General features: G+C 36.6%; 24 protein-coding genes and 3 pseudogenes. 14 read left to right on the top strand and 13 right to left on the bottom strand.

Features of this window, described 5'->3' with window-relative positions:
- Positions 1–89 precede the first annotated feature (89 nt).
- Together QLH32_RS18380 and QLH32_RS18375 are read right to left on the bottom strand one after the other, a co-directional pair.
- A complete protein-coding gene (locus QLH32_RS18380; protein WP_061403640.1) occupies positions 90–521 on the bottom strand; it encodes a hypothetical protein in 432 nt (143 codons plus the stop codon).
- Positions 522–584: 63 nt separating this feature from the next.
- Positions 585–1100: a hypothetical protein gene (locus QLH32_RS18375; protein ID WP_061403641.1), complete on the bottom strand. Its 516-nt coding sequence runs from the start codon at positions 1098–1100 to the stop codon at positions 585–587.
- A 347-nt stretch (positions 1101–1447) separates the two neighbouring features.
- Here QLH32_RS18375 and QLH32_RS18370 point away from each other — a divergent pair, with 347 nt between their 5' ends.
- From QLH32_RS18370 to QLH32_RS18355, 4 genes are read left to right on the top strand one after another with little or no spacing between them, the layout of a single operon-like run.
- Complete coding sequence (locus QLH32_RS18370; protein WP_061403642.1) at positions 1448–2131, top strand: hypothetical protein; 684 nt, start codon at positions 1448–1450, stop codon at positions 2129–2131.
- Positions 2132–2145: 14 nt separating this feature from the next.
- The gene (locus QLH32_RS18365) at positions 2146–2964 is read left to right on the top strand and encodes a transglycosylase SLT domain-containing protein (RefSeq protein WP_283269428.1); all 819 of its coding nucleotides are present in this window, start codon (positions 2146–2148) and stop codon (positions 2962–2964) included.
- Positions 2965–2985: 21 nt separating this feature from the next.
- On the top strand, positions 2986–3297 hold the full coding sequence (locus tag QLH32_RS18360; RefSeq protein WP_155393329.1) for a DUF1456 domain-containing protein: 312 nt from the start codon (positions 2986–2988) through the stop codon (positions 3295–3297).
- A gap of 24 nt (positions 3298–3321) precedes the next feature.
- The gene (locus QLH32_RS18355) at positions 3322–3912 is read left to right on the top strand and encodes a hypothetical protein (RefSeq protein ID WP_283269426.1); all 591 of its coding nucleotides are present in this window, start codon (positions 3322–3324) and stop codon (positions 3910–3912) included.
- A 67-nt stretch (positions 3913–3979) separates the two neighbouring features.
- On the opposite strand, the gene QLH32_RS18350 is transcribed toward QLH32_RS18355, so the two are convergent.
- Positions 3980–4960: a hypothetical protein gene (locus tag QLH32_RS18350; RefSeq protein WP_240016415.1), complete on the bottom strand. Its 981-nt coding sequence runs from the start codon at positions 4958–4960 to the stop codon at positions 3980–3982.
- 201 nt (positions 4961–5161) lie between these two features.
- On the bottom strand, positions 5162–6259 hold the full coding sequence (locus QLH32_RS18345; protein ID WP_240016345.1) for an AcrVA2 family anti-CRISPR protein: 1098 nt from the start codon (positions 6257–6259) through the stop codon (positions 5162–5164).
- A gap of 241 nt (positions 6260–6500) precedes the next feature.
- Between QLH32_RS18345 and QLH32_RS18340 the strand changes: the two genes are divergently transcribed.
- Positions 6501–6683: a toprim domain-containing protein gene (locus tag QLH32_RS18340; RefSeq protein ID WP_283269424.1), complete on the top strand. Its 183-nt coding sequence runs from the start codon at positions 6501–6503 to the stop codon at positions 6681–6683.
- 29 nt (positions 6684–6712) lie between these two features.
- On the opposite strand, the gene QLH32_RS18335 is transcribed toward QLH32_RS18340, so the two are convergent.
- Positions 6713–7878 (bottom strand): IS3-like element ISAba21 family transposase gene (locus tag QLH32_RS18335; RefSeq protein WP_085947548.1). Its coding sequence is split into 2 segments (ribosomal slippage): positions 6713–7620 and positions 7620–7878, totalling 1167 coding nucleotides; the frame shifts between segments, so codons are not numbered across the junction.
- Positions 7879–7943: 65 nt separating this feature from the next.
- Here QLH32_RS18335 and QLH32_RS18330 point away from each other — a divergent pair.
- Positions 7944–8081 (top strand): annotated as a pseudogene (locus QLH32_RS18330) (FAD-dependent oxidoreductase); the annotation flags it as partial.
- A 128-nt stretch (positions 8082–8209) separates the two neighbouring features.
- Here QLH32_RS18330 and QLH32_RS18325 read toward each other — a convergent pair.
- Positions 8210–9671 (bottom strand): annotated as a pseudogene (locus QLH32_RS18325) (coniferyl aldehyde dehydrogenase).
- 104 nt (positions 9672–9775) lie between these two features.
- Positions 9776–11128, bottom strand: a complete 1353-nt coding sequence (locus tag QLH32_RS18320) for a flavin monoamine oxidase family protein (protein WP_283269422.1) — start codon at positions 11126–11128, stop codon at positions 9776–9778.
- Between the two features lie 98 nt (positions 11129–11226).
- On the opposite strand from QLH32_RS18320, the gene QLH32_RS18315 reads away from it, so the two are divergent.
- Positions 11227–12159 carry an IS5 family transposase gene (locus tag QLH32_RS18315; protein WP_283268533.1) on the top strand — a complete coding sequence of 311 codons (933 nt, stop codon included), beginning with the start codon at positions 11227–11229 and terminating at the stop codon, positions 12157–12159.
- A 123-nt stretch (positions 12160–12282) separates the two neighbouring features.
- Positions 12283–12738: pseudogene (locus tag QLH32_RS18310) on the top strand (Y-family DNA polymerase); the annotation flags it as partial.
- 265 nt (positions 12739–13003) lie between these two features.
- Here the strand turns inward: QLH32_RS18310 and QLH32_RS18305 are convergent.
- Positions 13004–13486, bottom strand: a complete 483-nt coding sequence (locus tag QLH32_RS18305) for a hypothetical protein (protein ID WP_283269421.1) — start codon at positions 13484–13486, stop codon at positions 13004–13006.
- A 95-nt stretch (positions 13487–13581) separates the two neighbouring features.
- Between QLH32_RS18305 and QLH32_RS18300 the strand changes: the two genes are divergently transcribed.
- Positions 13582–13788 carry a helix-turn-helix domain-containing protein gene (locus QLH32_RS18300; RefSeq protein WP_283269420.1) on the top strand — a complete coding sequence of 69 codons (207 nt, stop codon included), beginning with the start codon at positions 13582–13584 and terminating at the stop codon, positions 13786–13788.
- A gap of 103 nt (positions 13789–13891) precedes the next feature.
- On the opposite strand, the gene QLH32_RS18295 is transcribed toward QLH32_RS18300, so the two are convergent.
- Positions 13892–14155 (bottom strand): hypothetical protein, encoded by a 264-nt coding sequence (locus QLH32_RS18295; protein ID WP_283269419.1) that lies wholly within the window; start codon positions 14153–14155, stop codon positions 13892–13894.
- 223 nt (positions 14156–14378) lie between these two features.
- Here QLH32_RS18295 and QLH32_RS18290 point away from each other — a divergent pair, with 223 nt between their 5' ends.
- Entirely contained in the window at positions 14379–14636 is a 258-nt protein-coding gene (locus tag QLH32_RS18290; RefSeq protein ID WP_283269418.1) for a hypothetical protein, read from the top strand.
- 301 nt (positions 14637–14937) lie between these two features.
- Here QLH32_RS18290 and QLH32_RS18285 read toward each other — a convergent pair whose 3' ends face one another.
- Positions 14938–15405: a winged helix-turn-helix transcriptional regulator gene (locus QLH32_RS18285; protein WP_283269416.1), complete on the bottom strand. Its 468-nt coding sequence runs from the start codon at positions 15403–15405 to the stop codon at positions 14938–14940.
- 261 nt (positions 15406–15666) lie between these two features.
- Between QLH32_RS18285 and QLH32_RS18280 the strand changes: the two genes are divergently transcribed.
- The 4 genes from QLH32_RS18280 (at position 15667) to QLH32_RS18265 (ending at position 18507) form a co-directional block, all read left to right on the top strand.
- Entirely contained in the window at positions 15667–16593 is a 927-nt protein-coding gene (locus QLH32_RS18280) for a metal-dependent hydrolase (protein WP_283269512.1), read from the top strand.
- On the top strand, positions 16590–17465 hold the full coding sequence (locus tag QLH32_RS18275; protein ID WP_283269414.1) for an alpha/beta fold hydrolase: 876 nt from the start codon (positions 16590–16592) through the stop codon (positions 17463–17465). Before QLH32_RS18280 ends, QLH32_RS18275 begins: the two co-directional genes overlap by 4 nt.
- Positions 17466–17572: 107 nt before the next feature.
- Positions 17573–18013 (top strand): PaaI family thioesterase, encoded by a 441-nt coding sequence (locus QLH32_RS18270; RefSeq protein ID WP_283269412.1) that lies wholly within the window; start codon positions 17573–17575, stop codon positions 18011–18013.
- A 32-nt stretch (positions 18014–18045) separates the two neighbouring features.
- Complete coding sequence (locus QLH32_RS18265) at positions 18046–18507, top strand: DUF6632 domain-containing protein (protein WP_283269411.1); 462 nt, start codon at positions 18046–18048, stop codon at positions 18505–18507.
- A gap of 35 nt (positions 18508–18542) precedes the next feature.
- On the opposite strand, the gene QLH32_RS18260 is transcribed toward QLH32_RS18265, so the two are convergent.
- The 3 genes from QLH32_RS18260 to QLH32_RS18250 form a co-directional block, all read right to left on the bottom strand.
- A complete protein-coding gene (locus QLH32_RS18260; RefSeq protein WP_283269410.1) occupies positions 18543–19079 on the bottom strand; it encodes a phosphohydrolase in 537 nt (178 codons plus the stop codon).
- 96 nt (positions 19080–19175) lie between these two features.
- Positions 19176–20585, bottom strand: a complete 1410-nt coding sequence (locus tag QLH32_RS18255; RefSeq protein ID WP_283269409.1) for an amidase — start codon at positions 20583–20585, stop codon at positions 19176–19178.
- A gap of 32 nt (positions 20586–20617) precedes the next feature.
- Positions 20618–21976 (bottom strand): flavin monoamine oxidase family protein, encoded by a 1359-nt coding sequence (locus QLH32_RS18250; protein ID WP_283269408.1) that lies wholly within the window; start codon positions 21974–21976, stop codon positions 20618–20620.

The following is a 21976-nucleotide window of genomic DNA, read 5'->3' as shown; positions in this document are numbered from 1 at the left end:
TTAGCATTCTAGATGTCTAAGCTATTAAATCTTTTGGGTGTCTTTTTATTGTAGCATCAAAAAAATTAAGTATTCATTTTACAATTTTATTATTGTGTACATTGTTCACGTTGCAGATAAGAAATTAAAGCTAATGACTCTATTTTTGTTAAACTGAGCTTGGTGAAATCTTCAATCAAAACGTGTTTAATTGTTGCATCCATATCATTAAGACCAAACTCATCAAAATAGATACTAAATATAAATTTATGGATGTCTTGTCCATATTTATATAGGAATAGTGATTCAGATTGAGATTTGGTAATTATTTTGAGAGCTTGAACTACTTCTGGATCTATTTTTTTTAAAACTGATGCGGTATGTTCTTCCAGTAGTGATATGTAGTCGATTAGCATTCGATTAATGTGTTTAGACCAAGAAACATTGCTTTCTTCTGCATCAGTGTTGGCCGTGCTGCGAGACAAACTTGAGATGTATTGTGAAACGGGCTTGCTTATGGAAATCCTTTTTTTCTCTGACATAACTCATCTACTATAAAAGAAAAGCTACTTTTTTAAGTAGCTTTATAAAAAATAGATTCTACATTATTTCTTAAACAAAACAGTACTCAAGTTGGAATCATAGAGGCTAAGTTTTGGCTGAACATACAGCACTTGATCCGATGGATTTGATTTGCTGAAGTCAATATTATCCAAGAAGTTCAAATAGAAAACCCCTGCATTTTTCTGAATAAGATCATACTTTTTTTGATCAGGATTTTTAAAAAAAGTATGTGATGTACCTGATCTTACTTTTTGCAACTTATCGAAATCCAGTAATAGAAACGTGAAATCAGTTGATTGTTGACGTTTGTGCAGATTGTTTGCAAAAGGTATCGCCAGATCAATACAGTAATCTTTTTTATTCAACGTGGTTAGTACGTTGCCGTCTGTTGTTTGGTAAGCTGATATGTAAGGTTGATCACACTGGTAGTACATTGCATTGACAGGTATGTAATAAGCTCTCTTAAGAACAGAGATCCAAAAAACTAAAATGATTAGACTGATTAACGCAGTCAAGGCGAAATATCTTAAGAAGCGATAAAGTTTGATTCTATTCATTTGTAACACCAATTTATAGATAGTTCGCAAGTAGTAATTCATTTAGGTATGTGAAGAAGCCTGCAACCTCAAGGATTTGAAAATAGAGTACTTGTAGTGATACCAGAGTGACAATAAAAAATGGCCGTCTCAACCATGAACGTGGAAAATTAGGAAATTTTTTAGCAACATAAAAAGGTGTGGATAATAAAACAATTTGAATAAAAACAACTATTAATAGTAGAAATATGGCCATGTAGTTGTACCGTAAAAATCAAATTTTAAAAAAATTATAGTTTATATTTTTAAAAATACATAATACAATATTTTAAAAATCTACATGAAGAAATTTTTCTTAAGGTGAGGGTATGTTCGGAAAGATATTTAAGGGGGTGAAGTTCCTCTACGTTACAGTCCCACTCAAAGGACTATTGGCCAATCTTGGCTACAAACAATTGAAGCAAAGTTTGGAAGTGAATAAAAAGCAGTTCAAACAAATCAGGAATCCAATTTGTCCAGTATGTTTTAAATGTTGTATCAATTTCGAAAAAAATAATTTCAATGCTGCTGCTGAAAATAAGAAGTCTAATCTTCCTAAAAACTCAATACAGCTTCATATAACTTGTGATAATCCAGAATGTACCCTTGATGAAGTTATATATAGTATTGATGATAAAAAGCAAATTAAACAGAATGTTGATAATCTGATTGTTAAAATAGGTGATAAAAAAAGGGATAATATACTAAAAGAATTATCTCCTAGTTTTGTTAATATGAAAATTAATGAACACTTTCAAAAAGCTCAACTATTTAAATGGCTTTCTATAGCCTGTTTTACTGCTGCAATTATAACTTTTATTTTCTATGGGTTCATCGCATTTATCTGTTGGAGTTTATTCGGCACAGGTATGTTCTTGCTTTCTTTGAAGTGTGCTTTTCAATGTTGGCAGGCTCAAACATTTAATATATTTCGTACTTCAAGTTTATTTATGTATTGGTTTAAAAATCATCAATGGTTTAAAAAGCCTACTCTAATCCAATTAAAAAGCTAATTATGGTGGTTAGTATGTCTAATTCAAAATTAATTTTTTTATGTTTGATTTCCTTTTTTTCAAATTCGGTATTTAGTAAAGTACCACAATTAAGTTCTGATCAACTTGGGCAATACGCTAACCAATTAAATAACTCACCTAAACCAGTTTCAGCGCATAATATTAATCCAACAATAAGTAATGTCTCTTTCAATCAAAAGATCGATGTTTCTAGACCTGCTTACAGATCTACGAGTTATACGGGTAATTCGACCAGTGAGCAAGCAATTGAATCTCAAAAGGTTAAAAGGGAAGAAAATAATTGGGTTGTAGATTTGGTGAATAGTAAAAAACCACAACAGGTGAATTATGCAAATTTTCAACAACAACCTCTGCAAACTCAATCAAATCAATATCAAGCGCAAGCAGGCCGAAAGGCTACTTTAAATTGTGTAATACAAGCAGCACGTAGCGAGGGAGTACCTTTGTTTGTATTGCTTGGTATTCAAAGTAAAGAACGTGGAGAGAATGGTCAGATCAATGCGTCTAATGACTTAGGGCATTTTCAGATCAATACTCAACATTTCAGAGCAGGGGGCATGTTTAGTAATATAGATATGAATCTTGCTCGTCATGATGGATGCCTGAATGCAACACTTGCAGCTAGAGTATTGAGAAGCCGTCTTCAGTCAAATGGATCTGCTGATTTCTGGACAAAGGCTGCTGCTTATCATTCTTGGACACCTCAGTTGAATGCAATATATCGAAATGGAACTCTTAAAAACAAGGGTCTAATAGAGTATTCGATGCAGTGGAAAAAGTGGCTAGAGTTGAATGGAATTAATCCTAACTAATTTATGTGCTTGGAGAAAAAATTGTCTACACAATCTACAGATATTACGTTTAATCATATATTCAGACATTTGCTAGAACTAACGCAATTAAATGAAGATCCAGATACGCTAATTCAGTTATTTAATGAGCAAGGACTTACGATTGATGTTCAAAGAATTGAAGCTTGGACTAAGGATTTTTCTGATCCATCAGCTAGACGAATGCCAAAAATGATGTTCTGTGGCTTTATGAACATTCTAATGAATATCAAAAATGAAGCTCAATTAAAAGAGATTAATCTTTTTGATTTGAGAGGAATACTTGAGGACATTCGAGAAGCAGAAGTTATTTAAAAATATTTTACAAAGGGCATTCAAGTGAAATTAAATCAAAAAAATTCAATATCATTTATCTTTTTTTCTACATTGTTGTCTGGATGTTTTAATCCTTTCGGTATTGACTTGGATTCTGCTAAGTCTGATATAGCAGAAGAAATATATTACAATCATCTAAGAAGTAATTATTCTTCACTCTCTAAAAATTATACTGTTGATGATAAAGAATTTGATATTAACCCATTAAGCCTTAGTGTTGATTATGCGGTAATGGGTAATTGCAAGAGCGTGTTTTCTATATCAAAAGAGGATGTTGAGAAAAAGGAAAAGGCTATAAACTTAACTTATTATGCAATGTCATCTACTGAAAATATCGATAAAACAGCATATATAGCATGTATTGATCGTTATTTGAGAACTTCGGAACTTGATGCCGAGACGCTAAATAACCTTACCAATGATCCAGACTATTCAAGAATGAAACTATATTCAGACTTTGATAATAAAATTAAAGAAATTAAAGTGGATGGGAAAATAACATTACATGAAACTTTAGAATTATTATCAATTATGAGTAACCATACCAAAGAAGAAAAAAAGCAAAACTATAATTCCAAAGTTGCAGCTTTATAATGCGTTATGAATCTTGCTTGTTGAGGCTAATTATTGGCACAAGCCAGACTTTGTATAGATATTCGAATTAATCTCGAAGTCTACAGAAATCCTGAATTTCAGAAGTGAAATCTAACACTGAATATTTAATTGATTTTCCAAACTGGATGTCAATTAAATGTTTTAAGTTATGAGAGCTACTAAAATATTTACTTGGTACGATTTCATTCATCTGAGTTTCAAAACGATCGAGGAGATCCTTGCAAACATCTTTTGCGTAATCAATATCATCACAATCGCTAAAAGAACCTTTTCCATTTAGAAAGGACATGACTTTAGATGACATAAATTTAGAGTAATGACTTTCTACCGTATTTTGCATGTTATGCAAACAAGTTAAAAAATCTATAAGTTTATTGGGTGTGATACTTTCATGTAAAACACTTAAGATCTCACCATCAGCATTAAATATAGCATATCCCAATTCGACAGCGGTCGGCATTCCAGTTGAACTGAATACGAGTGGGTTACCCTTGTGATCTAAGCAGCTGATAGTTTCTCCATCTTTAAACAGGTTGTTCTCACATAGATCATTAACTGTTGTGGATACTACAAGCATTTTAGAAAGCTTTTGGCCGATGCTATCAATATTGTTGTTTAATGTATTAACTGGTTGCTGAGTGAAGCGTTTGATAGCTGCATTTACTTCAATAGTAATTTGATTTTCAGTATAGTAGTGTGCATTTTGGATATTGAATATGTTGAATAAGCCAACGTGTAAAATCGAACTTTCAACTATTGAATCAGGTGAAATTTTAATATCATTCGGGGAGGTGGCTAGTACTGTTATTATGCAATTCTGGTATCTTTCTTTTAATTGGCTCTCGCAATAATTCGTAAGGGAGAAGATATTACTAACAACAGGTCTAAGTTTATCTTCATTTAAACAAATGATGATTCTCGGTAACTGGCAGCCAACTATCGGGTCTACAGTTCCGAATTTATCACTGAAAATCATACCACCTACACCCTCAAGCATATTTTTATGTTTCCCATGTATGAGCAGCAAGCTGACTCCTTATAGGTAACGAAATGAGACTCACGAAATTATTTTTCTCAGATTTAATTGATCTGTTTAATTAAATATACAGATCTGTATGTATATTACAACAAGTGTGCTGATTATAACAAATATTAGCACAAACTAACAATATCCGTCATTCATAAATTTTATACAGCAAATAAATTGTGAACATATTAATTGAAATGTCTATAAGTTTTCAGCGAAATCATAGTGTTGCAGAAATTCTTCCAACTGCTCATGTATATGATTTTCATTTGAAAGTTTTGGAGGCATTAGTTTTAATCTGATTTCAAAATCAACAATATGTGTTGTCCAGTGAAGACCAATTAATCTTGCTTTACTTTGTTCTGCGATCTGTTGTGCGGATCTAGCTTGTCTGTAATTAACTCCATAAGTTATACCAACTCTCCAGTTTTTAGGATTTGTTGGAGATGTAGCGTGGTACGTTCCTCCTTTCCCTTTGCTCCAAAATAGATTCTCATTGTCTTTATAAGATGGCTTCTGCTTAACAACAGGTTTCACTGAATTCTTAGAAAAATTATCGATTTCAATTTCATCTGTACAAAGTGCAGTCAATAGGGAAATATAAGGAGATAGATGGTCGTTAAGCTCGTCTTTTGTTTCATATTTTATGCCATTAATATATGAAATTTGCTGACTTATTTTTCCTGATCGATGAATATCGAAGATAACTACTGGTAGTGGCTCTAAGGACTGTAGTGATGATTTACTAAAAGGATTATGCGTGTTCAATAGTATGATTAGTTGATTAGGGGATTTATTTTTGATTGTATTTAATGTTTTTTCTTGAAAATTTAAGATCGCATGAAAACCATGCACTGTTTTACCTTGTAAATCCAATGGTTTTTCAAAATCTATGTATAAACTACCCTCTGGTAAATTTAGTAAAAGTCTAAAATCCAAAAATTTCCCTGCGGTGCTTGTACTTAAGCATTCAAAAGTATAATCATCAAAACGATAAATACTTTTGCTATATCGCCAAGTGAAATGAACGATAAAATTAAAGAAATAGGGCGTATACAACTTATGTTTGCTATCTAACAATAGGCTTGTCATGAATGGTTCTACGAGATCCACCCATAAGAAATTAGGTAGAAAAACGCTTGGATGCCATTCATATTCACTCAACGCCCCATTGATGCGTCCAGCATTCATTGCTTTGGTGGCAGCAACGGACTGATAGAATGCTTTTTTCATAGCTTCATATTCAGTATCTAGATCAATCAAATAATTGATTGGACTAAATGATGTTGAAGTGGTCATATCCTTTCCTTATGAAAAAAAGTGATCAAATTTTATAAATCTAGTGCTGATCATCTTAACAGTAAGAAATACTACTATATATTCAGGTTTTAAAAACAGGCTAAAGTGGGAATTTTGGCTAGTGTTTGTCCGACAATCTAAATTTTTTAAAAAATAGTAATATTCAAAAAATAATTGCTATTATAGAGCCGTACCTATCAACAAACTACAGATCACTGGTGACTGTAAAAAGGATAAAGATATGAGTGCTCAAAATCTGGTTATTGTTGAGTCGAAAAATAAAGTCTCAAAAGTCCAAACCTATCTCGATCAACTATACGGAAAATCTTCCTTTATAGTTTCTTATAGCTCTGGCCATATTCGTGATTTACCAACTGATAGCTTCGGCCTTACCGAAAATTATACTCCAACTGATATGTGCTGAATTAGCAGGAGACTTTCACTTGGGATATGCTAGGCAGCTAACCGATAAAAGTTCTCTGCTATTTGATTTGGCGTTTTAAAATCCAAACTCTTTTGAATTCTTCGCTGATTATAAAATAACACAATGTATTCTGTAATATCTGCTTTAGCTTCATCTCTGGTTTTATAGTTGCAATGATGCACTAATTCATTCTTGAGTATGCCCCAGAAACTTTCAATCGGTGCATTATCGTAACAGTCCCCACGTTTGCTCATTGAACCTTGAAAATCACATTTTTCCAGTATCTTTCGATATTCATGGCTGCAATATTGGCTGCCTCTGTCCGAATGAATAATTAAGCCTTTCGTTGGTTTTTGATTACGAATCGCCATAGTCAGTGCATTGCAAACAAGTTGTGCGGTCATACGCTCATTTAAGCTATAGCCAACCACTTGTTTCGTGTACAGGTCTTTTACTGCTGCCAAGTATAACCAACCTTCAGCAGTCCAAATGTATGTAATATCGCTTGACCATGCAAGATTGGGCTTAGTCATTGAAAACTGTTGCTCTAGTAAATTTGCGTAGATCGCTCGATTATGATCACTCTTCGTAGTTCTTTTGAAACGCTTATGACGCTTACAATACAGCTGGTTGAGCTTTTTTATTTGACGTACAGCATACGTACTGATTTTGATACCTTGCGCTTGTAAATGCTTAGTTAATCGAATATAGCCATAGCTTTGTTTAGTTTCCTCATGAGCTATTTTGACCAAAATTGTCTGTTGATTTCGCTGAACCAATCTTTTATTCATGCCTCGTTTTAGCCAATCATAAAATCGTGACACTGAAACGTGAAGTAATCTAGCCATAAAGCTAATCGGGAATAAATATCTTTGCTGTTTCATATAGGCGTACCTTACTGACTTTCTTTCGCAAAGTACGCTGCTGCCTTTTTTAGAAATTCACGTTCCATTTCAGCTGTTTTGAGCTGTTGTTTGAGCTTTTTATTTTCTTCGAGTAAGGCATTTAGATCAGGTGAATATTGTTTAGTGCCTGCTAAGGTGCCAGTCTTTGCTTTATTATTCCAATTTGAAAGAGTTTGCATTGAAATGCCAAGTTGTCTGGCTGTTTCCGATACATTGCCTTGATTGGCTTCAATCAATTTTATTGCTTCAACTTTAAATTCTGCGGTGTAAGTCTTCTGTTTCTTGCTCATGGTAAACTCCTGATGAGTGTCTATAGTTTACCAAGTTAAAACCTCCTGTTTTCTCAGCACACATCAATTGCATCCGAGAACCTTTTGATCGTATTCACTGGGCAGGAACAGAAACTGCAACTGAATGGAGCGGTTACTTAGATGGCGCATTGCAGTCTGGTATTCGTGCAGCAAAGGAAGTTATACATAAGCAAGCGATTTAATTGATATAAAGAAAACCGACTTTGGCATGAAAAGTCGGTTTTCTTTTACTTAAAATTTAGGAGTGATACCCTAAAAAATAAAAGCATCTATAAAAAAAGATGCTTTTCATAAATACTGAACAAAGAAATTATTTTAAAGTTGGATCTCCTTTCTTTAAAAAGAAACCTAGGGTTAACTTTTGGATCAGGCTGCCGTAAGGAGCATAAAATAATTGCGTAGGGAAAAATCTATGCCGTGTAAATACGGTTTTAGCATGCGATAACTCGCGGAATCCTTCGTGCCCATGATAAGTGCCCATACCTGAGTTCCCAATCCCACCGAAAGGTGCATCATGATTGACAACATGCCATCCCCAATCGTTGATCGTGACCCCACCAGAATGTGTGTACTTCAAAATATGCTCTAATTCGGCAGAATCATGTGAAAAGGCATACAGTGCTAAAGGTCGTTCATCAGTTTGAATATAACCAATCGCATCCTCTAAGTTATTGTATGACACGATCGGAAGAACTGGGCCAAACAATTCCTCCTTCATAATCCGCATTTGCTGCGTACAGTTAAGTACGATATGCACTGGCATACGTCGACCATCTTTTGCAAAATTATAGTCACCACATGCAATTACTTTTGCACCTTTGGCTTTCGCATCAGCCAGTATGTCTCGAATTCTATTTAAATGGCGCTCATTAATGATCGAGGTGTAATCATGATTTTGGCTTACATCACGACCAAACATTGAGATGAAAGTGTTTTTACACTCTTCAACAAACTGATCAACACTTTCTTGTGGAACTAAAGCGTAATCAGGCGCTACGCAAATTTGCCCTGAGTTGGTTGCTTTACCATGTAAAATTCGTTTGGCTGCATCTGCAATTGGATAATGACGAGTGACAAGTGCAGGGGACTTTCCGCCGAGTTCAAGTGTAACTGGGGTTAAGTTTTCTGATGCTGAGCGCATCACAACACGCCCAATTGCAGGCGAACCAGTAAAGACAATATGGTTGAAAGCTAGACCCGTAAACTGTGCTGGATCAGCGATTTCCTCACCAAAAACAGCTACTTCATCTTCATCAAAGATCTCTTTCAACATTCGACGAAGTACGTCATTTGTTGCTGGCGTAAACTCTGAAAGTTTGATCATGACCCGATTTCCAGCCGCTAAAGCAGCAACTAACGGGCCGAGTGCAAGATAAACTGGGAAATTCCAAGGGACAATTACACCAACTACACCTTTAGGCTGGTACTGTACGTGTAACTTATTGGAGAAAAAATAATAATTCCGCATGACGTCTACTTGGACGCATCCAACGCTGAACATGTTTAATTGCATGTTCAGCCTCTAAAACAGAACCTAAAAGATCAAGTAATTTGGACTCTTCGATCGATCTAGAATCAAAATCCTGACTTATTGCTTTCGCGATAACATCTTGATAGCGAATAATTTGCTTTCTTAGCTTAATTAATTTGTCTCGTCTATACGCTAACTCTGGATATGGCGTGGCATCAAAAGCATTTCTTTGTTGAACAAATACATTTTGCATATGTGTCACAGACGAGCGCTGAATCTCATTTAAATCGGTTAATTTCATGATAGATCCTTTAAGATAATCAAGTAATCAAAAGGGATGACACTTCAAAAGGAATAAAATTTAAAAGCTCATTCAACTCTTTAGATGCCAACGGATAATTAGAGTTAAACTATTTCAAGAACTTCTTGAGCAGCACGTATTGCAGATTCGAGTGCACCTTCGTAGTAACCTGCAAACTCTGTTGCCGTTTCTGTTCCAGCCCAATGGATATGAACAAAAGGAGTTCTTAATGCATCGCCATATTGAGTAATCACGCCTAGCTTGGTATGCGCCGCATATCCACCAGATGACCATTCTTCGTTATTCCAATTACAATCAACATACTCAAGGGGTGTAGCCGCTTCAGCACCAAAATAATGTACTAAATCTGCAATCACGATTTTTTTTCGTTCTTCAGTTGATAATGAAGCCATATGAACTGCATGATCACCCTCAATAAGTCCAACCAGTATTCCAATATTTTCGTCAATCGGTGACTGATCAAAAACCAATCCTAAATGACGATCTGGACTTAAAACAGAACCATTTAAACCACGATGACGCCAAAATGGAGTTGGATAAGCGATGTGCATTTTTATGACATTACCCATCTCCATTCCTTGTAAAAGCTTGGATTTTTTTTCAGGAAGTTCAGGTGTAAATTTTATTTGAGTGACTTGTTTCGGTGGCGCAGTGATAATAAGTTTCTTCGCTTTATAACTCGTTTCGGCACAGTTTACTTGCACGCCATTTTCATCCTGAGTTACCGACAAAACAGGGCTATTCAGAACAATATCTTGCTCAAATAAGTCTGCCATTTTTTTAGTAATTTGCCATGCACCGCCGACAAACTTATCTTGTTGAGCGCCGCCCTTAACATCGGCCATTACTTTAATACCTTGCCCTTGACGTAAGCCTTCTAGAAAAAATAAATAAGAAGTCTCTGAAGGTTCGGCACATAGAATCGCTCTAATAATCAGCGCTACAAAATCACGTACAGCTTGATCAGCAGTATTGGCTTCTATCCACTGCTGAAGAGATAAATTATCCCATTCTGAGGCACGTTCAGCGCGCCAAGGTTGATGTGTTGGCAAAGATTTCATGTCACGCTGCCAAATATAATAAATATGCGCTAATGAAAAATAAGCAGTGAAGGGTAGACTTGGAATCAGTTGAAATTTACTAACCTGATCTTTCAGGCTTAATAGTCCTTTTCCCTTCGTATATTGAGAATAAATTTTAATATTGAGTGCTTCGGCTTGCTTTCTTAAACGGGGTTGTTGTGCACCTAGCCATTGTCCACCATGATCAATCGCCTGACCACAGATCTCACCTCGTTTCGCTCGTCCACCAACACGATCGCGAGCCTCAAGAACTAAAACTTTTTTCCCTGCATTTTTTAATTCAAGCGCAGCCTTCAAACCTGCTAGACCAGCACCAATCACGATAACGTCTAAATCTTGATTTATTAGATTCATTTGTTGCGACTCCAATTTATTTAAAATGTTTATTAAATATAAATGGCTTTGTTGCACAAACCTAGCATCAAAAGCTTATTCAGCAATATAATTTCAAAATGAATAAGCCTGCCTCTAAAATCTACCGTACAACCAATTGGTCATCCTATAACCGAGCCTTAATTAACCGAGGTAATATTTCCATTTGGTTTGATCCAAAGACTCAGTGGTATGCACAATCACAAGGCAAGCAAGGTCGAAATCAAACCTACTCTGATACAGCGATTCAATGCTGCTTAATGATCAAATCGCTATTCCGACTCTCTTTACGCATGGTCACAGGTTTTGTTCAAAGCTTGATTAAACTCTCTGGATTAGATTGGACAGCTCCGGATTATTCCACCCTTTGTCGTAGACAAAAGCATATTGATATTGCGATTAGCTATCAAAAAAGTAGTAATGGGCTACATCTACTCGTAGATTCTACTGGCTTGAAGTTTATTGGTGAAGGTGAATGGAAATGCAAGAAACATGGGGCTGAATATCGTCGCCAATGGCGTAAGCTTCACATTGCTATAGATGCTAAAACCCTGCAAATACGTGCAGTACAACTCACCACAAATAATGTCAGTGATTCTCAAGTACTCGAAGATTTACTTGCTAAAATTCCCTTGGATGAACCAATTGATTCTGTTTATACAGATGGTGCTTATGACACCAAGCACTGCCGACAAGTCATTTTAGATCGAGATGCACATGCGATCATTCCACCTAGAAAGAATGCAAAGCCTTGGAAGGATCAGCAAGCGAGGTCTATAGAGCGGAACAAATTATTAAAGACAGTCAAACGGCTAGGCAGATCGCTTTGGAAAAAGTGGTCTGGTTATCACCGTCGAAGTTTGGTTGAAACCAAGATGCATTGCATCAAATTATTAGGCGATAAATTAACAGCGCGGAGTTTTCCAAGTCAGGTGAATGAGATCCATGCACGCATGGCAGTCTTGAATAAATTCACAGAATTAGGTCGCCCTCATACCCAAGTTGTCTCTTAAATTTGAGTAGCTTAAGGGAACTCAGCCTTTCAAACCTTTATGCAACAAAGCCTTTTAAACCATGTTTGATTTCAATGTTTTGTATATATATCATTCATCTTGAATTTGTTACGTTTTCAAAATATGAAAAATCGATATTTCTTCCTCATTGATGTCAACAACTGCTACGTCAGTTGTGAGCGTGTCTTTAATCCTGCGCTTAGTAAGCGTCCAGTCATTGTACTTTCAAATAACGATGGCTGCGTTGTTGCACGTTCTCCAGAAGCAAAAGCACTAAAAATTAAGATGGGTGTACCAATTTTCGAAATAAGAGAAATAGTTGAAAAACATAAAGTCGTAGTCCTATCTAGTAACTATGCAATGTATGCTGAAATGAGTAGAAGATTTCATAATATTCTTAGGGAAATTACTTCGGAATCAGAGTGCGAGTCTTACAGTATTGATGAATCATTCATAGAAGTAACTGCCTATGTTAAAAATTATAATTTGACCCAATTTGCTCATTTCATATTACAACGTATTTTGATGTGGCTTGGTCTGCCATGTTGCATTGGTATTGGCCGAACTAAAACAGAATCCTTATACAGAATATGATTTTTTTCAAAAAAAATATTTAAATTCAAAATAATATAGATATGTTACTAACATAACTTTCCAATTTTAAGAGCTGTATTAGAGAAGATGACTTCTATTTCGAATGACCTGAAAAGTTAAATTCTATGGTTCCCGTTTGCAGTTTATTCATAAAGCGATTTTTAGCCTTGTGGACACTCGTAGAATAAGTTTAACGGTTCAATATATAATTTTAACACTTGTAAGTATTTGGTTTTTAATATTAATTATTCTAAATTATTTCTATCAGGTTATGAATGGTTTTGAGTTTTGCATCACAATATTTTAGATTTAAATTAATATCATGTTTTAACTTTAAATACTGTGGAGCCAGCTCTGGAAATTTTAAATACAATTCATCAATGAACTTACTTTGAAGCTCAAATTGCTCTAATTCATTGTCTATCAATTTTTTTTCGTTTTGAATAAGATCTTTATAATTAGATGCTAACATTTTCTTTCGGAATTGCTGTAATTTTATAGTTTCACTGTATAGAAAAATTCTACCATTATATTTTGAATATTCGACACTTAAAAAATCATTTGTTATCAAAACTCTCAAAGCACTGTACATTTTTTTTCTTAAGCTCTTTTCCTCATACAGATTCAAGTGTTCAATATTTATCCAAAACAGCTTGGCCTCCCAATTTTGTATTCGGTTTTCTAACAATATTTTTGCAAAATAATCTTCTAACGGGAGATAAAAATCAAACATGAGTATTTTCATTAAGAAAAGAAATGAGGATTATAGTCCGTGGATATGTAGTCCTCAATTGGTGATATTTCTGTTTTTTGAACAGTTAGTTTCAAATGTCAGAATTATCTATAGCGATTGGTCAATTAATACGCAAAAAAAGAACTTTAACAAGCATTACTCAAGAAGCTCTTGCTCTTCAGTGTGGTATTGATCGCAGTTATATGGGACGTATTGAGCGTGGTGAGGTCAATCTAACAGTAGAAAAACTCTATGAGATTGCGTCTGCATTAAGGACTGATGTAAGGAATTTATTACCTTAATTTATACATTCTTTCTATCGTGCCATGTCTAAGGACGAGAGTATTCTCATAACTAAAGAGAGGGTTGAACTACGCTTTCTAAATAAATTTTAATTGGGTCCTACTACTTATCTTGTAGAAGATCATCTAACTCATCTTCAATATCTTCTAATTTATGCTTTAGCTGTTTGATAGAGTTAATCAATTTTGAATTTTTTGGGGAGCTAGGGTTCTGGAGTTTGTAGAAAATTTCAAGTAACTCAGTTCGTTGAGAGCTTAAACTGTCAATTTGAGTCTCTAAAGCGATTCTAGGAGTCCATTGACTAAGTAATTCTTGTTCATAATCTATTCGTTGTTGATTTGACATTTCACGTAAGTTTTTACTCATTTAGAAGCCTTCCATCCATTACATATTCTACTATTTTAGAATATTATCGATCTAAAAAGATAAATTTCCAATTAAATAAATAATATGTTTTCAGTATTATATGCCATTAGCTAAAAATTTAAATCAGGATATCGGATATACTCTTTTTATAAAGTTCTAGGCTAGAATATCTATTATGTTGTTTTTTAACTAGAACATGTTGAACCAAAATGAGATTTTAGAAATGAAAATTAAAAGCTTAGATGATGAAAGTGATATAGCTGTAGCAGCAGCTAAGGTATTACATAAAAGCTTTATTGAGAATGCACGTACTAATACCATACTGTATGTAGAAAATGATGCTATATGGAGTAAGACTCCAAATAGCACCCCAGTCTTAATTAAACAATTGTCTGGACGTAATCCAGATCTAACCCAAAAAAATTCTCGATTCGGAACTTATAAAATTAGGAAACGAAACATTAGCAGTTCAAACGATTAATTTATAATAAACAGAGCTTTATAATTCTATAGGTTTAGAAGGAGATGAAATGGCATTGAATATTTATTAGGGTTTATTACAACTGAATTTGCTAAATATTCAATCGATGTAGATGCCGAGTTAAGGAAAAAACGATACATATTTTAGCTCATTCAGTCGGAGCCATGGTCTTGTTGCATGCTTGTCAAGATGATTAAGCTTTGCCCAGTGAAATATTATTAAACTGTAAAGAAAATCTAATCTATTTTACTGCTGATTCAACTGCTTAAGTCATGTACTCGTTTTATTTCAGTAGTTGAAATTAGCTTGTAGAATCCTGATCGGGTGCTGAAAAAAAAGGGGTCATTTGCTCGGCATGTAATGTTTGCTGGCAACAGTCACAACTCAGTGTGGGTTTTATCACATGACCACAGCTTTTGTGCATATAGTGCAGTTCCTTAAATTCCTTATTTTCATTTTGCCAGCTATTTCCCCATGTACTTATCGAGACAATAACTGGATATAGCGCTAATCCTTTTTCCGTCAATTTATATTTATAGCGTTTCGGGGCTTCGTTATATAGCACCTTTTCAAAAATGTGATTATCGACCAGGCGATTCAACCGTTCAGTTAACAAATGTCGTGTAATGCCGAGTTGCTTTTGGAAATCATCAAAACGATGGGTAGCCATAAATGCGTTACGAATGATAAGCAATGTCCATCGATCACCAAAGATTGAGAGACTTCGAGCAATTGGACAGTTCATTTCACCTAGTTCATGCCATTTCATTGCTTACTCCATTGGAATTATCTTTCTGGGAATTCAGTTGTCATTTTAGGACGATTTAGCACAGCCACACATTTCCTTTGTTGACAATATATTTTAGCGAAGTTATTTTATAAATGTAAGTTCTTTTTTGGAACTTTAATATTTTTAAAGTTTAGGTGAGATATTTCATAGCTAATTTTGCGGTGTTAGATAAATCAAGGCAAAAGATTGCTGCGTCATTTCTCAATCTGTTTCTTAAAATAATAGATCGAGGTCATTATGTTGACTCAAGCAGCGTCAAAAGCAAACTGGGAAATGATTCCCCGTAAAGTGGATTTTAAATGGGATGTCTCACCATTACAGTGGATTCCGCAAGACCCATTTGCGAGCCATAGTGTAAACCATTTTAGTTTTACGTTAGTGCGAGGTGAGTTTTTCTTTTGTCGTATGTTGAATCAAGCTTTGCCTTACATTACAGATGAAAAATTAAAACAGGATGCCAAGATTTTTATCCGTCAGGAAGCTATTCATTCACAAGCACATAAAGTGTCAATTGATGAATATTTGGTGCGTTATGGAGTAAACACCACTGAACAATATCAACGTGTGGTGAAAATCTTTGACAATTTTTTACTGGATGATCCTTTCGGTTATAAATTGCCAAAAAGATTACAACGTGGTTGGTTAAATTTGCGGGTGGGCGTGGTTGCTGCCGCTGAACATTTTACTTCTGGTCTTGGACAATATGTTTTAACCCGATCTCATTGGGAAGATCGAGGTTGTGATCCTGTGGTGAGTGATTTATTTACATGGCATAGCGCAGAAGAAGTTGAGCACCGCACCGTTGCATTTGATGTGTATCAGCATATTAGTGGCAACTATGCGCTACGTGCTTTTGTAATGGGAATCACAGCACCTTTATTTATTTATTTGATGGCAGCAGGAACAGTACAATTGGCAATGGATGATCCAGCCGTACCGAAAAAGCAAAAAAGTATATGGAGAGCTGCATTCTGGAAAGCATGGCATCGTTCTGATTTAAACAGTTATGTACCTGGCCCACTGTGGTATTTAGAAACCACATTACGTTATTTTAAACCTAGTTATCATCCTTATTATGAAGCATCGACTGAGCTTGCTCAGGCTTATCTTTCACGGTCTAAAGGGGTGATCGATAACGCTAAAGTAGCACTACAGGTGAACGCATGAATTTGCTAGAAAAAAATAAAGTTTATGTCAATTCTGGCAATATCTGTTTGGCAGCGTATCACTGGGATAAGTTAGATTCTAAAAAAGAAAGTATTGTTTTGATTCATGGTTATCCAGATTCGGCTGAAGTTTGGGAAGATGTTGCCCAACATTTAAAGTCGGATTTTAATGTGATTGCCTATGATGTGCGTGGTACTGGGCTATCGGATATTCCTGCGACCACTCAAGAATACGATTTTGAATACTTAGTACAAGATTTATCTGCGGTGATCGCCAAGTTAAGTCCAAACAAACCTATACATCTGGTTGGACATGATTGGGGAGCATTGCAGGCTTGGGAAGCCGTGTTAGGCGATCGTTTAAAAGATCAGGTCGCAAGTTACATTGCAATGGCACCAAGTGCGGATCATGTGGGCTGGTGGTTTAAACGTCAATGGGCAGAAAAGCGTTATTTGAGTGTGATTAAACGTATGGTTTCCTCAGGTTATATGCCAATGCTGCGGCTGCCTGTACTACCTGAATTCACATGGCGTTTAGGTCTTGATAAAGTTTGGCCGAAAGCAGTAGGTTTTTTAGAGAAAACCCAGGTTTCTGCAAATTCCACTCAAGTGCGAAATGCCATTAGTGGTCTGGGATTGTATCGTCAAAACTTATTGACACGTTTATATGAACCAACATCACGTAAAACCAGCATTCCAGTGTATATGCTGTTGATGAATCAAGATCCTTTCGTGCCAGTTTCCTTGAGTTTAGGTATGCAGGAATGGGCAGACCATGTTGAATATGATGAAGTTACCGCGGGGCATTGGGGGATACTCAGTCAACCTCAAGCAGTTGCAGAAAAAATCAAAGGTTTTGTCAACAAACTGTGACGCAGATTCATAAAAAGTCAATGAATCGAATCTTTCATGTCAAATAGATCTTCAAAGATCTATTTGATTAAAACTTAAATCAAATTGATCAAACAGCGAGTAAAGCAATGAAAAAACCACATGAAATGTCAGGATTGGAAATTATGCAAGCCTTTAAACAAGGCTTAGTTCCACAACCCGGTATTGCCAAAACCATGGGAATGGAAGGCGTTGGTGATGTTGAATTTGGAAGGATTGTTTTTACTGCAACGGCTGATGAACGTCATAGCAATCCATTGGGTGGGGTGCATGGTGGTTTTGCTGCAACTGTACTGGATTCAGTAACTGGCTGCGCAACACATACGGTACTTGCAGCGGGCGAGGGTTATGGAACAACTGATTTAGCCATTAAAATGTGTCGACCAATGCCATTCAATAAAAAACTAATTGCAGAAGGTAAAGTCATCAATGTCGGTAAAAATTTGGTGATTTCAGAAGGTTATCTGCGTGATGAAGATGGCAAACTATATGCGCATGCAACCGCAACCAATATGATTATTCGTCGATAATGGACTTACTTCCTCTATAAACGAAAGTAGATATGCAAGATCAATTTTATCAAAGACATTTTCCTAAAGTGCTGCAACTCATGGGTGCTGGATTTATATTTTTCTTTGGTTTGATCTTGCTAGCGATGCTCTTTGGTGTTTTAAATCATCTACTTCATAGTGATGAGGGCATTTTGCTGATGCGCTTAATCCGTTGGGGCGGAGTCGAACCTCATGCTGAACATTATGAAGCCATGATTAGTATTATTTATGTGGTATGGGGTTTGTTTTTAATCAAAGCTGCCAAACATCCCGAACACAATATTAATTTTCTTGACTTCACTTTGTTTGCAAATTTTGCTCACTTTGGCTTAATGACTGGCATGGCATTTAGGATGCCCAATGAAAAAATTCATTTAATTGGAGATTTATTATTAGGGTGGGGAATTTTAATACTATTCATCATTTTTTGGTTTCCATCGCGCCAATATTATCAAAAAATGATGTGGCATTAAGATTCTGTCCGAAGATTATCTTCTTTGCTTTGCAGCTACCACTTCATCATTGGTGCAGGTTTGAATGGATGTTTGAATAAATTTTTGGTGGCTAAAATGGTGAGGAGTTGATGAAAACCTGCATTTGGAAATTGTTGATTTAATTGCTGTAAAGTAGCCTTATCTAAATCAAATCGAAATACACCTAAAGAGAAATCAACCAAATCTGCCTGACGGAAAAATTCAACTCGTTTATCACCAGTATACGCAGAGATTTTGTGATGTTCATTGATCATTGCCATGATCAGCTGCCGATCTAAGTCTGGATATTGATTGCAATACTGCTGAGCTTCACGTTCTGATGGTGGTAAATAATCTAGCGTTTTATCCGTCCAAATGCCTAGATCATGGAATGCCAACGCAATCGCTGCCTGATCAATCTCGGCTTGCGAGACAGTCATTTTCTGTTGCGCCAACCATACATAGATATTAAGTACACGATAACAATGATTTTTATAACCAGTAAAATCCCGACCAATTTTAGGCTGATAGTGATTTAAAATTTGATCCAATATTTCATGTTGTGTGATCATGGAGATTTCCTTATAGTTCATGATATTCATCAAATGATGTGAAAATCAGACACGATTGAAAAATAGCGTCTGATCCTTTTTTGATTTCAGATAATGTTAAACTGCATCCTGAATGCGTAGCCATGGTGTTGCTTGTTCAATTTCATACGCCAATTCCAGTAAAACACGTTCTTGTCCATGATTAGCAGAGAACTGTAAACCAATTGGAAGCCCATTGTTGGACATACCCATTGGCAATGACACAGCGGGTCCACCAGTCGCATTATTCCAAGGTGTAAAGGCAATAAAATTTTCCAGACGTTGAATCAGTTGATCAAAGTCCTGATCAGGAGAAAGGTAGCCAATTTCAGGGGTGGTGTGGACAAACATAGGCGTTAATAAAAGATCGTAGTTCTTAAATGCCTGAGCGTAATCATTATAAGACTTTTTAAGACGATACATTGCCAATGGTGCTTTGTACATTTGTCGCTGAAAGTAATTTTTTAGACCGTGGCTAAACGGTTCAGCCAGACTCGCATCAAAACGTGGATTAACCACTACTCGACCGAAGTGAAGTATAGAAAATGCCAACATACTCCAGTAGAGTGGGAAATCATTTACAAAACTTTGTGGTGTTGGAATGGTCACTTCTTCGATATGATGTCCCATACTGTCGAGCAGCTTGACTGCATTGACAAGGGTTTGCCGTGTTTCTGCATCGGTCGGTGCTGTTAATGAATCGAATGCTACCCCAATTTTTAAACGGCGTTTATTGGGATGCTCTACCAAGCCAATTGGGGCAAGTTTTGGATTTTTATAACTCTGCTCCATACCTGCCCAAAAATGTGCAGTATCACGTACACTGCGGGTCATGACGCCCTCAGACACAATGTTAATCGGCAATGAGCGAGCCGCATGGGTATCAATGCTGCGCCCACGTGACGGCTTTAATCCAATCAATCCACAACATGCCGCAGGAATACGCACTGAACCGCCACCATCATTGCCATGTGCAATCGGGGTAACACCTGCGGCAACCAATGCTGCTGAACCACTGGATGAACCACCCGCTGTATAATCGATATGCCACGGATTGCGAGTCGGAATCGGGAGTTCTGTACTTGGATTTAAGCCAAACTCAGGTAGTCGGCTTTTGCCCATTACCATAAAACCTTGCTGCAAATACTGTCGGGTAAAGGCATCATCCTTTTTGACAGCCTTAGCAGTTTTTAATCCCTGTGAACCACAACGGGTAGGAAAACCTTTTAAATCAATATTATCTTTAATAAATGTAGGTATACCCGCAAATATCCCAGTTGATGGTGTATTGGCCTGTCTTATACGACTGTAATTATCAATTTCAATTGCATTAATACTTGGATCAACTTTTTGCGCACGTGCAATACTGGCTTCGATAATTTCCTTTTGGCTCAGTTTTTTGTCACGGAGCAATTGTGTCAATGCCACTGCATCATGGTTACCCAGTGCATCATCGGTAAAGGCGTGAATAATTTTATTGTTACTCATGGATAACTCCACTATAAAAATGATTGTTTAAATTAATGTTGTGATTCAATGACTTCCTGAGCGGCGCGCACTCCTGACTGTAATGCACCATCCAGATAGCCAACCCAGTGAGTTGCGGTTTCTGTGCCTGCCCAGTGAATGCGTCCACAAGGCTGACGGATACTGTCACCGAATGCAGTCATCACCCCTGGTGGCATATGACCGACATAACAGCCTTTACTCCATTCTTCTTTGATCCAGTCCTGCTCAACATAGCCAATGGGATGTGCGGCATCTTCTCCAAAATAATGGACTAAATCGGCAATCACGATTTCACGACGAGCCTGTTCATCCATGGCGCTGGCAGTCACGGCATGCGCACCATCAATAAAGCCGACCAATACACCAATATTCTTATCACTCAAGGATTGGTCAAACACCACATTAAAATAACGATCATCACTGGCAACTGAACCATTTAACCCACGCTTTCGCCAAAATGGTCGAGCATAGGCCACGTGGATCTTGATCACGGTTCCCATTGGCATCTGCTCATGCAGACTGTGACGCTTTGTAGGTAAGGCAGGGCTATAATGAATTTTACTGGCTAAAATTGGGGGAATAGCCATGATGAGATGTTTAGCAGTATAAGTCTGTGTTGCTGTCATGACTTTGACCGACTCGCTATTCTGCTCAATAGCAACCACAGGCGCGTTCAATACAATACTGTCCTGAATCGTATCCGCCATACGTTTGGCAATTTGCCATGCACCACCGACAAATTTATCTTGCTGTGCGCCTTTTTTGGTGCTTAATAAATGTTCAACCCCATGGCCCTGACGTAAGTATTCTAAAAAATATAAATAGGAAACTTGATCGGCTTCAGCACATAACACTGCACGTGAAACAATGCGTGCAAATTCTCGGGCATCCGCAGTATGTACATGTTTGAGTATCCAGCTTTCTAACGACTCGGCATCCCATTCCGCTGCACGAGTCGCTGTCCACGGTGCATCAGCAGGTAGACTTGCCATTGCCCGATTCCAACGTTGTTCAAGGATGCCAAGTTCCAATAGCGCATGTAATGGCAAACGAGGGATATTGAAGCGAAATTTTTTAAGTTTGCCTTTGACTGACATGAGACCTGCACCCTTGTCATATTGAGGATAGATCTTTACCCCGAATTCTTTGGCTTGTTGTAATAATAGTTTCTGTTCTGGACCGACCCATTGACCACCTAAATCAATGATTTGACCACAGATTTCACCAGCTTTAGAACGTCCGCCAACGCGATCACGTGCTTCTAATAGCAATACTTGTTTACCTGTCTCGCGTAGTGCTGTGGCTGCCTTTAATCCAGCAAAACCTGCTCCCACAATAATGACATCGTATTCTTGTTTAACTTTCGTCAT

This window comes from Acinetobacter corruptisaponis, from assembly GCF_030053775.1.
Taxonomy (GTDB): Bacteria; Pseudomonadota; Gammaproteobacteria; order Pseudomonadales; family Moraxellaceae; genus Acinetobacter; species Acinetobacter corruptisaponis.
This window is presented reverse-complemented; position numbering and strand designations above follow the sequence as displayed.

Coding starts and splice junctions, on each gene's coding strand:
- QLH32_RS18380 (WP_061403640.1), bottom strand. CDS start 521: ATGTCAGAGAAAAAAAGGATTTCCATAAGCAAGCCCGTTTCACAATAC.
- QLH32_RS18375 (WP_061403641.1), bottom strand. CDS start 1,100: ATGAATAGAATCAAACTTTATCGCTTCTTAAGATATTTCGCCTTGACT.
- QLH32_RS18370 (WP_061403642.1), top strand. CDS start 1,448: ATGTTCGGAAAGATATTTAAGGGGGTGAAGTTCCTCTACGTTACAGTC.
- QLH32_RS18365 (WP_283269428.1), top strand. CDS start 2,146: ATGTCTAATTCAAAATTAATTTTTTTATGTTTGATTTCCTTTTTTTCA.
- QLH32_RS18345 (WP_240016345.1), bottom strand. CDS start 6,259: ATGACCACTTCAACATCATTTAGTCCAATCAATTATTTGATTGATCTA.
- QLH32_RS18340 (WP_283269424.1), top strand. CDS start 6,501: ATGAGTGCTCAAAATCTGGTTATTGTTGAGTCGAAAAATAAAGTCTCA.
- QLH32_RS18320 (WP_283269422.1), bottom strand. CDS start 11,128: ATGAATCTAATAAATCAAGATTTAGACGTTATCGTGATTGGTGCTGGT.
- QLH32_RS18315 (WP_283268533.1), top strand. CDS start 11,227: ATGAATAAGCCTGCCTCTAAAATCTACCGTACAACCAATTGGTCATCC.
- QLH32_RS18305 (WP_283269421.1), bottom strand. CDS start 13,486: ATGTTTGATTTTTATCTCCCGTTAGAAGATTATTTTGCAAAAATATTG.
- QLH32_RS18300 (WP_283269420.1), top strand. CDS start 13,582: ATGTCAGAATTATCTATAGCGATTGGTCAATTAATACGCAAAAAAAGA.
- QLH32_RS18295 (WP_283269419.1), bottom strand. CDS start 14,155: ATGAGTAAAAACTTACGTGAAATGTCAAATCAACAACGAATAGATTAT.
- QLH32_RS18290 (WP_283269418.1), top strand. CDS start 14,379: ATGAAAATTAAAAGCTTAGATGATGAAAGTGATATAGCTGTAGCAGCA.
- QLH32_RS18285 (WP_283269416.1), bottom strand. CDS start 15,405: ATGAAATGGCATGAACTAGGTGAAATGAACTGTCCAATTGCTCGAAGT.
- QLH32_RS18275 (WP_283269414.1), top strand. CDS start 16,590: ATGAATTTGCTAGAAAAAAATAAAGTTTATGTCAATTCTGGCAATATC.
- QLH32_RS18270 (WP_283269412.1), top strand. CDS start 17,573: ATGAAAAAACCACATGAAATGTCAGGATTGGAAATTATGCAAGCCTTT.
- QLH32_RS18265 (WP_283269411.1), top strand. CDS start 18,046: ATGCAAGATCAATTTTATCAAAGACATTTTCCTAAAGTGCTGCAACTC.
- QLH32_RS18260 (WP_283269410.1), bottom strand. CDS start 19,079: ATGATCACACAACATGAAATATTGGATCAAATTTTAAATCACTATCAG.
- QLH32_RS18255 (WP_283269409.1), bottom strand. CDS start 20,585: ATGAGTAACAATAAAATTATTCACGCCTTTACCGATGATGCACTGGGT.
- QLH32_RS18250 (WP_283269408.1), bottom strand. CDS start 21,976: ATGACGAAAGTTAAACAAGAATACGATGTCATTATTGTGGGAGCAGGT.